General features: G+C 70.7%; 10 protein-coding genes. 2 read left to right on the forward strand and 8 right to left on the reverse strand.

Going from position 1 to position 10,690, the window contains the following annotated elements:
- Window positions 1-3 precede the first annotated feature (3 nt).
- Window positions 4-2,163, forward strand: coding sequence for an ATP-binding protein (locus tag ACZ3I4_RS19070; protein ID WP_465383265.1), 2,160 nt, complete (start codon window positions 4-6; stop codon window positions 2,161-2,163).
- Here ACZ3I4_RS19070 and ACZ3I4_RS19075 read toward each other — a convergent pair.
- The 3 genes from ACZ3I4_RS19075 to ACZ3I4_RS19085 form a co-directional block, all read right to left on the reverse strand.
- Window positions 2,088-2,540: a response regulator gene (locus tag ACZ3I4_RS19075; protein ID WP_465383266.1), complete on the reverse strand. Its 453-nt coding sequence runs from the start codon at window positions 2,538-2,540 to the stop codon at window positions 2,088-2,090. The two genes, ACZ3I4_RS19070 and ACZ3I4_RS19075, sit on opposite strands and share 76 nt — an antisense overlap.
- Window positions 2,533-4,092, reverse strand: a complete 1,560-nt coding sequence (locus tag ACZ3I4_RS19080) for a PP2C family protein-serine/threonine phosphatase (RefSeq protein ID WP_465383267.1) — start codon at window positions 4,090-4,092, stop codon at window positions 2,533-2,535. Before ACZ3I4_RS19080 ends, ACZ3I4_RS19075 begins: the two co-directional genes overlap by 8 nt.
- A 97-nt stretch (window positions 4,093-4,189) precedes the next feature.
- The gene (locus ACZ3I4_RS19085; protein WP_465383268.1) at window positions 4,190-5,017 is read right to left on the reverse strand and encodes an alpha/beta hydrolase family protein; all 828 of its coding nucleotides are present in this window, start codon (window positions 5,015-5,017) and stop codon (window positions 4,190-4,192) included.
- 86 nt (window positions 5,018-5,103) lie between these two features.
- Here ACZ3I4_RS19085 and ACZ3I4_RS19090 point away from each other — a divergent pair, with 86 nt between their 5' ends.
- Window positions 5,104-5,670: a TetR/AcrR family transcriptional regulator gene (locus ACZ3I4_RS19090; protein WP_465383269.1), complete on the forward strand. Its 567-nt coding sequence runs from the start codon at window positions 5,104-5,106 to the stop codon at window positions 5,668-5,670.
- A 12-nt stretch (window positions 5,671-5,682) separates the two neighbouring features.
- On the opposite strand, the gene ACZ3I4_RS19095 is transcribed toward ACZ3I4_RS19090, so the two are convergent.
- Genes ACZ3I4_RS19095 through ACZ3I4_RS19115 form a run of 5 tightly spaced genes read right to left on the reverse strand, consistent with a single transcriptional unit; the run spans window position 5,683 to window position 10,417 of the window.
- Window positions 5,683-6,021 (reverse strand): DoxX family protein, encoded by a 339-nt coding sequence (locus tag ACZ3I4_RS19095; protein WP_465383270.1) that lies wholly within the window; start codon window positions 6,019-6,021, stop codon window positions 5,683-5,685.
- Window positions 6,022-6,044: 23 nt separating this feature from the next.
- Window positions 6,045-6,992, reverse strand: a complete 948-nt coding sequence (locus tag ACZ3I4_RS19100; protein WP_465383271.1) for a DUF3626 domain-containing protein — start codon at window positions 6,990-6,992, stop codon at window positions 6,045-6,047.
- The gene (locus ACZ3I4_RS19105; protein ID WP_465383272.1) at window positions 6,989-7,825 is read right to left on the reverse strand and encodes an undecaprenyl-diphosphate phosphatase; all 837 of its coding nucleotides are present in this window, start codon (window positions 7,823-7,825) and stop codon (window positions 6,989-6,991) included. Before ACZ3I4_RS19105 ends, ACZ3I4_RS19100 begins: the two co-directional genes overlap by 4 nt.
- A gap of 54 nt (window positions 7,826-7,879) precedes the next feature.
- On the reverse strand, window positions 7,880-8,812 hold the full coding sequence (locus tag ACZ3I4_RS19110; RefSeq protein WP_465383273.1) for a tyrosine-type recombinase/integrase: 933 nt from the start codon (window positions 8,810-8,812) through the stop codon (window positions 7,880-7,882).
- A gap of 12 nt (window positions 8,813-8,824) precedes the next feature.
- Window positions 8,825-10,417, reverse strand: coding sequence for an ABC-F family ATP-binding cassette domain-containing protein (locus tag ACZ3I4_RS19115; RefSeq protein WP_465383461.1), 1,593 nt, complete (start codon window positions 10,415-10,417; stop codon window positions 8,825-8,827).
- Between the last annotated feature and the right edge of the window lie 273 nt (window positions 10,418-10,690).

The following is a 10,690-nucleotide window of genomic DNA, read 5'->3' on the forward strand; positions in this document are numbered from 1 at the left end:
ATCATGACCGAGTGGCTGCCGGAACGTCTGGCCGCGACTGAACGCGAAGCCGGCGCCCCGTTCGACCTGAGCGCCTGCGTGCGCGAGCCGATCCACCGGCTCGGCGGCGTCCAGTCGTACGGGGCCCTGATCGCCGTGCGCGCCGGGCGGGTGACGGTGGCCAGCGACAACGCGGCCGCGGTCCTCGGCATGGACACGCCCTCGGACGACTCGTTCCTGACCGCCGGGCAACGCGACACCCTGTACGCGCTGGCCGGCGCGGGCAACGGCCCGTCGGCGGTGCCGCTGGACCTGGACGGCCGGCTTTTCGACGTCACCGTGCACGCCAGCGACGACCATGTCGTGCTCGAGTTCGAACCGGCCGGCGACAGCCGCGAGTTCGGCACCCTGTACGCCCCGGTCCGCCAGGCCCTGACCGGGCTGCAAAGCGCGGGCACGGTCGTCGGCGCCTGCCAGGCCGCCGTCCGCGAGATCCGCGAGCTGACCGGCTACGACCGGGTGGTGGCCTACCGGTTCGAGTCGGCCGACGGCCCCGGCGAGGTGATCGCCGAAGAGGCCGCCGACGGCCTGGAGCCGTGGCTGGGCCTGTGGTTCCCGGCCACCGACATCCCGCCGCAGGCCCGCCGCCTCTACGAACGCAACTGGATCCGGGTGATCGCCGACGTCGGCGACACCACCGCCGTCCTGGTGCCCGAGGTGCTGCCCGGCACCGGCGAGCCGCTGGACCTGTCGCTGTCGGTGCTGCGCACGGTGTCGCCGTTCCACCTGGAATATCTGCGCAACATCGGGGTGGCCTCGTCGATGTCGGTGTCGCTGCTCGACGGCGGCCGGCTGTGGGGGCTGATCGCCTGCCACGGCCGGGACGCCAAGGTGCTCAGCTCGCAGACCCGGGCCGCGTGCGAGTTCTTCGGGGTGGCCCTGTCGCTGCACCTGGCCGCCCTGCGCGAACGCGACGAGGCGGCCGCCCGCGAGCAGTCCCGCACGGTGATCGCCCGGCTGCTCGAACGCTATTCGATGGACCTGTCGATGCGCTGGTCGCAGAACCCGGCCGGGCTCGAGCAGGTGATCGCCTGCGACGCGGTCGTGGTGCGCACGGACGGCGCGTTGTCGGTGCACGGCATCGGCGCCGGCGAGGCCCGCGACGTGCTGGCCACGCTGACCGTGCCGGCCCCGGGCGACGTGTGGCACAGCGACACCGCCGGCGGGCCCTTCCCGGGGGCGCTGGTGCTGCCGTTCGGCACCGGCGAGGACTGCATCGTGTGGCTGCGCCGCGAACGCACCGTCGCCCGCCGGTGGGCCACCGACCCGAGCACCCCGGTGACATTGGGCCCGCACGGGCAGCGGCTGACCCCGCGCGGGTCCACGGCGGTGTTCCTCGCCTCGGTCCGCGGGCGCAGCACCCCGTGGACGACGACCGACCTGGCCATGGCCGTCGAACTGGGCCGCGCGGTGATGGGGGTGGCGGTGGCCCAGGCCCGGCAGCTGGCGCTGCTCAACGTCGACCTCGACTCGTTCGCGCACGCGGCCGCCCACGACCTGAAGGAGCCTTTGCGGGGGATCGCCAACACCTCGACGTTCATCATCGAGGACGCGGCCGCCGGGATGGACCCGGTCACGCTGCGCCGCCTGGAATCGATCCAGCGGCTGGCCACCCGGATGGACGAGCTGCTCAACGCCCTGCTGTCGTACGCGCGGCTGGGCCGTACGGAGCTGGCCCGCTCGCCGGTGTCTCTGCCGACGGCCGTGGCGCGGGCGCTGGAGGTGGCCGGGCCGCGCCTGGACGAGGCCGGGGTCACGGTCGAGGTCGCCGACTCACCGGGCGAACTGTCGGCCGACCCGGTCCTGCTCGATCAGGTGCTGGTCAACCTGCTGGTCAACGCGGCCAAGTACGCGCGTCCCGGCGGCGGCCGGGTGGTCGCCGGCGTGTCCTCGGGCGCCCTGTTCGTCCGCGACGACGGCATCGGGATGCCGGCGCATCTGCGGGAGCAGGCGTTCCAGCTGTTCCGGCGGCTGCACCCGGAGGCTGTCCGGGACGGCTCCGGGGCGGGCCTGGCGATCGTGCGGCGCATCGCCGAACGGCACGGCGGTCAGGCCTGGGCCGACGAGTCCCCCGGCGGCGGCACCACCGTCTGGGTCACCTTCGCCGCCCGCGACCTCCAGTAATCCAGGGTCTGGCTGAGCACGCTCTGGAACAACGCGAAGTTGATCGGCTTGTAGATGTAGCTGTCCGCGCCGGCGGCGTAGCAGGCGTCGGCCTCGGCCTGGTTCTCCGACGAGGTGAACACGACCAGCCGCAGATCGTCGAACTCGGTGCGGGCGCGGACCTGGGCGATCACGTCGAGACCGCCCTCGCCGGGCATGTTCAGATCCAGCAGCACCAGCCCGGGCGCCTCGGCGGCGGCGTCGTTGAGGCGGGGCAGCACCCCGGAGCCGGACCGCAGAAATTCCAGCCGTACGCCGGGATGGGAGCGGCCGAGGGCCCGGGCGATCGCCTCGATGTCCTCGTCGGAGTCCTCGACGACCAGCACCAGCTCACTCATGGGCACTCCGCTTCACGCCGAGCAGGGCGATGTCGTCGGTCGCGTCGGCGGCGCTGCTCAGTTCGTCGACGAGGGTCTGCAGGGGCACGTCGCGCAGCCGGGCCAGGGCCTTGCCGAGGGCTTCGTCCTCGAACATGCGCCCGTCGGCGTCGCGGCTCTCGGTCAGCCCGTCGGTGAACATCAGCAGGACGTCGTCGGGGTTCAGCTGCAGCCGGGTCCGCGCGAGCCGCGGCTCGTCGAGGATGCCCAGCGGGATGCCGCCGCCGCTGGTGCGGCGCGGTTCGGCGCCGCCCTGGATGAGCACGGGGGCGGGATGCCCGGCCGACGTCCACTCGACGTGGCCGTCCGGGCCGATCAGGGCGACCGCGGCGGTGATGAACCGCCACGAGCCGTCCAGGCGCAGCCGCGCGTTGAGCCGGGTCAGCGCCCGGGCCGGGGACAGGCCCTCCTGCAGCAGCGTGGCCAGGGTGTGCCGGGCCATCCCGGTCAGGGCGGCCGCGTCGACGCCGCGGCCGCACACGTCGCCGATGACCGCGGCGACCTCGCCGTTGCCGCGCACGATGACGTCGTAGAAGTCGCCGCCGACCTCCAGGACCCGGTCGCCGACGGTGTAGGAGGCGGCCAGCACCAGCCCGTCGGCGCGTGGGAGCCGGCTGGGCAGCAGATGTTCCTGCATCCGCACGACCTCCTGGCGGCGCTGCTCGTACAGGGTGCTGTTGTCGATGGCCAGGGCGGCCCGCGCGGCCAGGTCCCGCAGGAACGCCGGCGGCGGGATCCGGTCGGCGGCCCGGTCGAACAGGAACACCAGCAGCCCGATGACCCGTCCGCGGGCCCGCAGCACCTGCGCGTGCTCGCCCGGGGTGGCCAGCCGTTGGACCGCGCCCGGTTCGCGCAGCATCGCGTCCAGGCGCCGCATGTCGACGTGCACGGCACTGCGCAGCACCGGCTTGCCGTCCTCGTGGATGAACACCAGGCAGCCTTCGGCGATCGCCGGGACGGCCATCCGCGGCACCCGGTACATCGTCTGGGTGGTGTCGAGCACGGCGTCCATCTGCAGCGACGCCTCGGCCAGCAGCGCGTCGCGGACCTGCTGCTGCTGCTCGTCGCGGACCGCGCCGAGGCGCCGGACCGCCTCCCGGGTGACCTCGACGACCTGCAGCAGGCACTCGCCCACGAAGGCGGCGTCGGCGGTGTCGTCGACCCCGGCCATGATGGTGCCGGCGGGCCGGCCGGGCAGGTCGAACCGGGCGATCACCATCCGGGTGATGCCGGGCAGCGCCACCGGCTCCACCCGGACCGGCCCGGCCTGCGGCGGGGCGAGCCGCACGGCCAGCTCCCGCAGCTCCTCGGTCAGGGGAAGGCCCTGCCATCGGTAGGCGAGGATCTCGTCGCCGTGCTCGGCGTGCCGCAGCCCCCACACCGTGCGGACCCCGGGCAGCTGGTGCAGCGGCGGCAGCACCAGCCCGGCCAGCTGCTCGCGCGCGTGGATGACGACGGCGGCGCTCCACAGACGGTGCAGGGCCGCGGCCCACCGCACGTCGACCTCCGACAACCCGTCACCCCCAGCGGGAGCCAGTATCCCCTGGTTGATTGCCCACCAGCAACTATGCCGGGGCGGGCCGGCCGGATCGTTGCCTGTTCGCCGCCGGTCAGCGTGACTCGAGGCGGCCCAGCGCCGGGTCCACGGCCGGCAGCGGGGAACCGGTCAGGAACGCCGTGCTGACCTGCTGGATCACCGCGACCAGGGCCGGGTTCTCGTCGGTTGTCTCGGTGACCGCGTACCCGGTGACGCCGCCCAGCGAATGCTCGGCCCCGTGCAGCGTCAGCAGCGCCCGCGCCCCCGGGCTGTCGTGGTACACGTCGGTGAACCAGTCCGGGCCGCGGGTGGAGGTCAGCGCCGACTGGTCCTTGTCCCCGGCCACCACCAGCGCCGGCACGTCCAGGGTGCTGAAGTCGGGACTCATGAACGGGAAATGCGCGGCCGCGAACGCCGACAGGTCGGCGCCACCGCGGCCGGTCGCGGCCAGCAGCACCCCGGCCGACACCCGGGCGTCGCGATAGTCGTCGTCCAGGCCGGCGACCCGCGCCCCCAGCAGCATGCCGGCGCTCTGCGCCCCCCACGAGTGCCCGGCCACCGCGATCCGGGAGTCGTCCAAGCGGCCCGGAACCACGGCCTGGACCGCGTCGAGGCGGTCGATCACCCGGATCAGGTCCCGCACCCGCAGACGCCAGATCTCCGGGGTGCGGGGGTCCTCCGGCGGCAGGCCGACGCTGCGCGAGTCGAGGTGGGTGGGCTGCACGACGGCGAAGCCGTGCCCGGCCCAGAACTCGGTCAGGGGCGCGTAGCCGTCCAGCGACTGGCCGAACCCGTGCGAGAACACGATCACCGGCATCGGCCCGGCCGCGGCGAACGGGGCGGTGACCCGCGCGGACAGGCCGCCGAGGTCGACCGGCTTGACGGACAGGATCTGGTGCATGACATGCCTCCAGGCAAACGGAGCGTTGTTCCGGAAGCAAACATACGGAGCACTGTTCCGTTTGACAACCCTGTCATGCTGGTCCGGTGAGCGAGAAGTCCAAACGGGCCGACGCGCGCCGCAACGAGGAGACCCTGCTCGACGCGGCCGCCGCCGTCTTCGTCGCCGCCGGAGTCGAAGCCCCGGTCCGCGACATCGCCGCTAAAGCCGGCGTCGGCATGGGCACCATCTACCGGCACTTCCCCACCCGCGCCGACCTGATCGTCGCCGTCTACCGCCACCAGGTGCAGGCCTGCGCCGAAGCCGGCCCCGCCCTGCTCGAAACCTGCGACAGCCCGTACGAGGCGCTGGTCCGCTGGATCGGCCAGTTCGTCGACTTCCTCGTCACCAAACACGGCCTGGCCGCCGCCCTGCAATCCGACCAGACCGGCTTCGAAACCCTGCACGCCTACTTCCTCGACCGGCTGCTGCCCGTCTGCGCCCAGCTGCTCGACGCGGCCGCCGCCCACGGCCAGATCCGCGCCGACGTCCAACCGATCACCCTGATGCGCGGCGTCGGCAACCTGTGCATCGGCGCCGAGACCGACACCCGCTACAACGCCCGCCAGATGGTCGACGTGCTCATCGCCGGCCTGTGCGTCACCAGTGCATGACGCGCCTCCGCGTCACCAGTGCATGACGTTGACGACCAGCGCGGCGACCTCGGTGACGAAGAAGACCGCCCACCCGGCCAGATTCCGCGAACCCACCCGAAGATGCGCGGCCAGCGCCCCGCTGAAATAGAGCACCAGCCCCGCCGCCGCCAGCACCCCCAGCACCGGCACCGCGAACCCGGCCACCAGCCCGGCCGCGCCCAGCGCCAGCAACGACCCCAGCACCGGCACCCACGACCGCGGAATCCGCTTCAGGTCGGCCTGCGCCCTCGGATACTCGTGACCGCTCAGATAGACGACGGCCGCGAACCCGGTGAACACCGCGGCGACGATCGTGACAATGGTGTACATGCCCCCAGGGACGACCCACCCCGTCACAACGTGACAGGCGTACCCCGCAGCACCAGGATGTGCCACAGATACTTCAGCAGCTGCAGCACCTCGGCCGCCGAACCGAACGACGACCACACGGCCGGCTCGTGGGTGGCCCGCCCGATGACCGCCGCGTCCAGAACCGCACAGCCGTAACGGTCGGCCACCGCCCAGGCCAGCGGCGGCACCTGCGGCCCCCGCAGGTCGGCCGGGAACTCCCCGGCCGGCAACGCGAACCCCGGCGACCACCGCAGCTCAGGCGCCAGACCACGCAGCTGCGCCTCCACCGGCGTACCGCGGAAACCCGGGTCGGCCACCACGGCCGTGACATCCTCGCCCAGCGTCAGCCCGCCATGCACCTGGGCCTCGACGTAATCGTCCATCGCCCGGCCCGCACCGGTGCGGGGCGCCCCCAGCAGAGCCACCCACTCGGCAGGCGTTTCCGCGGCCAGGTTCAACGCCCGCCCGGTCCGCGCCACCTCGTCCAGCAACGCCGCCCACACCGCCCCGAACGAACCCGCCGTCCCGACCACCCGCGGCTCGGTGACACTGTCGCCGTGACTGAACGTGGCCCGCGCCGACACCGACGCGTCCAAAACCAGATGACAACTGCCGAACCGCGGCGACGCCCCGTCCGGATAGCCGGCCAGATTCAACCCGCCGTAGATCGGCCGGCCCGCCGCACCCTCGTACACGCCGGGAAACATGCGCTGCTCCCACCGGTCCCGGTCCCCACCGGCGTACGCGGTCAGCCCGCCGTTGGAAATCCCGGTCTCGAACTGGCTGCGATAAACCCCCTCGGCCGCCAGATGCGCGGCCACCGTCACCCCGTCGGCCAGCAGCCGATCCGGATGAAAACTCACCGTGATCGGCGCGTCGATCGTCACCGGCCCCGGCTCCGGGAACAACTCCCGCACGTACGCCAGCGCCCGCTCGACCGGCGAACTCACTTCGGCTCGATCACATTGAAGCTCAGCAGCAGCATCAGGATCACACCCAGCGCCACCCGGTAGTAGATGAACACGCTGTACGAGTGCCGCGACACGAACCGCAGCAGCCAGTTGACGCTGAAATAGGCCACCACGAAACTCACCGCCGTCGCGATCAGCGTGTTCGCCCAGCCCACCCCGTCGGCGATGTTGCCCGCCTCCTGATAGCCCTGCAGCAGCGACGCCCCCAGCAACGCCGGAATCGACAGGAAGAACGACAACTTCGTCACCGTCACCCGGTCGAAGTCACGCAGCAGACCGGCCGACATCGTCGCCCCCGACCGCGACACCCCCGGAATCAGCGCCAGGCACTGCACCGTGCCGATGATCAGCGAATCCTTCCAGGTCACGTCCTCCTGATGCTTGACCTGCGTGGCCGCATGATCGGCGAACGCCATCACCCCCGACCACAGGATCAGCGCCCCCGCCACGAACCACAGGCTCCGCAACGTCGTCTCGACCTGATCCTTGAACAGCAACGCCACGAACACGATCGGGATCGCCCCCAGCAGCACCGCCCACCCGAACCGGAAATCCGGATTGTCCCGCTTACCCTTGTCGAACAACCCGGCCAGGAACGCCGGAACCACCCGCGCGATGTCCTGACGCAGGAAAATGATCGTCGCCAGCACCGCACCCGACTGGATGATCACCGTGAACGCGGTGATCGCCGGATCATCGATCCGATACCCGAGCAACTTCTCCAGGATCGTCAGGTGGCCGGTACTCGACACGGGCAGGAACTCGGTAAAGCCCTCCACCGCGCCCAGCAGCACCGCTTCGAAGATGTTCAAACCCGACCGCCTCTTTGATCCGCTTTTTACCGCGGACGAGCATAGGGGGCGCCGTCACTGCCCGGCGCGGCGGGCACGCGCAGCCGCCAGGGTGTAGGCCGGATCACGATCCAGATTGTGCCGGTCCCGGTCGTAACGCCGCGTCGTCCGCGGATCGGCATGCCCCATCGCATCCTGCACATCCTCCAGCGGCACCCCCTCGGCCCGCGCCGCCGTCGCGAACGCATGCCGCAGCGAATGCGGCGACAACCGGTCCGCCCCCGCAATCCCCGCCTCGGCCGCCAACCGCCGGATCAACCGGAAAATCGCATGCCGATCCAGCCGGGCCCCCGTCGACGTCCGGAACAACGGCCCCTCATCGTGACCGCGAACCTCCAGATAGACGTCCAGAGCCTGCGCCGCCGCCGGCGTCAGCGCACGCCGCCGCGCCTTGTTGCCCTTGCCCACGAACCGGACCGTCCGATGGCCACGCTCCCAGCCGACATCCTCCAGATCGAGGCTGACCAACTCCCCCACCCGCAAACCCAGATCGGCGAGCAACGTCATCACCGCATGATGGCGTTCACTCGCCCGCGACGCCCGGGCCAGCAGCGCATCCACTTCCTCCGGGCTCAGCCCCACCGTCGCCGAATGATCCCGCGACACATTCGGCCGGTCCGCGCCGGCCACCGGATTCGCGTCCACCGCCCGAATCTTGACCAGAAAGTCGTACCAACTCGACAAACCAGACAGCTTGCGGGCCACGGTCGCCGCGGCCAGCTTCTGATCCTCCAGACCCCGCGCGTACGCGTTCACATCCAGAAACGACGCCCGCAAAGGATCCCGGCCGAACCCGGCACACCACTTCAACCACGCATGCACATCACGCCGATACGCCGCCCGCGTGTGCTCCGACAACCGGCGATTCGCCAGCCACACCTCCGTGACCTGCTCAGCCGCCCCGACATCGGCCAGCTCACCGCCACCCTGCCTCGGCACAAGCTGCATGACCCCATCGTGTCAGCTTTCGATCACCACACCGCCCGCGACATGCCAGCGCCGCCCGAACCCGGCCGCCTCCGCGAAAAACCGGTCATGCGTCACCACCAGCAACGTCCCCCGATACCGCCGCAAAGCCTCCTCAACCACATCCAACGCATCCAGATCCAGAAAGTTCGTCGGCTCATCCAGCAGCAACACCCGCGCCGGACTGTTCACCAGCACCGCCAGCAGAAGCCGCCGCAACTCCCCCGCCGACAAACTCCGCAACGACACCTCCCACTGATCCGGCCCGAACTGATGCCCCAGCAACAACCGCTCCGCATCATCGAGATACACCGGCACCCGCGACCGGAAAAACTCCATCACCGTCTGCTTCGACCGCACACCATCACTGGTCTGCGGCAACACCGCCGTCTCGTCACCAGCCAGCGCATGGAGCAACGACGTCTTCCCCGCCCCGTTCCGGCCCGTGATCAAAACCCGGTCACCGCGGCGCACCTCCAGATCCACATGCTCGAGCAGCACCTTCGGACCCGCCGCCACCGTCAGATCCCGCGCCTTCAGCACCACCTCACCGGGATCAGCCTGATCAGCCGGAAAAGCCAAAGTCAACGGAGGACGCGTACGCGGCCGGGCAACCCACTCCACCGACTCCATCTGCCGCCGCAGACGCCGCTCCCGCACCTTCGCCTTACGCGCCACCAGACGAGCCACCCGCCGCAGATGCGGACCCGCCACCCCCAACCCCGACGCGTTCTCCACCCCGAGCGAAAACTGCTTCGTCCGCTCGATATCGGCCTCCCACCGCCGGCGATCCTTCTCCTGCGCCTCGAAATCCAGCAACAGCCGCTCCCACCGCCGCTGCTTCTCCGCCCGGAACGCCGAATAACCACCACCCGGATAGTCCTGCACCTCGGTGTCGATCCCATCGAGCTCCAGCACCCGCGACACCACCGCATCCAGAAACGCCCGATCATGACTGACCGTCAGAACCGCACCCCCGTACGAGGCCAGCCAGCCCTGCAACCACGCCATCCCCTCGGCATCCAGATGATTGGTCGGCTCATCCAGCAACAACACATCCGGCTCGTCCAGCAACGCCCGCGCCAGCAACAACCGCGCCTGCTCACCCCCGCTGACCACCCGCAACGCCAGCTCATCAGGCAAATGATCAATATCCAGACGCTGGCGGATCTCGGCCAGCCGGCTCTCCGCCTTCCACCCCTCCAGAGCAGTCCACCGCTCCTGCACCGCCGCGAACGAGGCCAGCACGTCCTCGCCGCGCTCCAGACGCGACTCCAGCTCCCGCATCTGCGCGGTGACCGCGGCCAGCTCACCGAGGCCGCCGGTCAAGAACGCCCCGACCGTGCCGTCCGGGTCGGGCATCTGCTGCGCCACATAACCCACCCGGGTCCGCGGCCCATAGGTCACCGCACCCGAATCCGGCTTCAACTCACCGGCCAGCACCCGCAGAAGAGTCGACTTGCCCGCACCGTTCGGACCGACGATCCCCACCCGGTCACCGTCATTGAGCACCAGGTCGAAACCCTCGAACAGGGGCTCACCATCGTACGAACGAGCGAGATTGACAGCTTTCAACAAGAGCCACACTCCAAGGGGCGAAAACACCGACAGGACAGCACCGCCATCGAGCGGGCACTCACAGAGGTCGGGTCGCTCTCACATGAAGAAAGGCACTCCTAGCTTCCGGCAACAGAACCGTGCCCACTCTGCCCGGCCGGGGATGCGGCCGCAACCGCTTTACCGACCGCCGCGCCATCCGCTGCCGACCCGACTCCGCACGACGCGCCCACCAAGCCTCGAGCCGGGCTCGAGAAGAGAGGCAGGGATGTCGTTGATTCCTTTGGGCTCTTGATTCTTGAG

The organism is Actinoplanes sp. NPDC021490 (genome assembly GCF_055562135.1).

Coding starts and splice junctions, on each gene's coding strand:
- ACZ3I4_RS19070 (WP_465383265.1), top strand. CDS start 4: ATGACCGAGTGGCTGCCGGAACGTCTGGCCGCGACTGAACGCGAAGCC.
- ACZ3I4_RS19075 (WP_465383266.1), bottom strand. CDS start 2,540: ATGAGTGAGCTGGTGCTGGTCGTCGAGGACTCCGACGAGGACATCGAG.
- ACZ3I4_RS19085 (WP_465383268.1), bottom strand. CDS start 5,017: ATGCACCAGATCCTGTCCGTCAAGCCGGTCGACCTCGGCGGCCTGTCC.
- ACZ3I4_RS19095 (WP_465383270.1), bottom strand. CDS start 6,021: ATGTACACCATTGTCACGATCGTCGCCGCGGTGTTCACCGGGTTCGCG.
- ACZ3I4_RS19110 (WP_465383273.1), bottom strand. CDS start 8,812: ATGCAGCTTGTGCCGAGGCAGGGTGGCGGTGAGCTGGCCGATGTCGGG.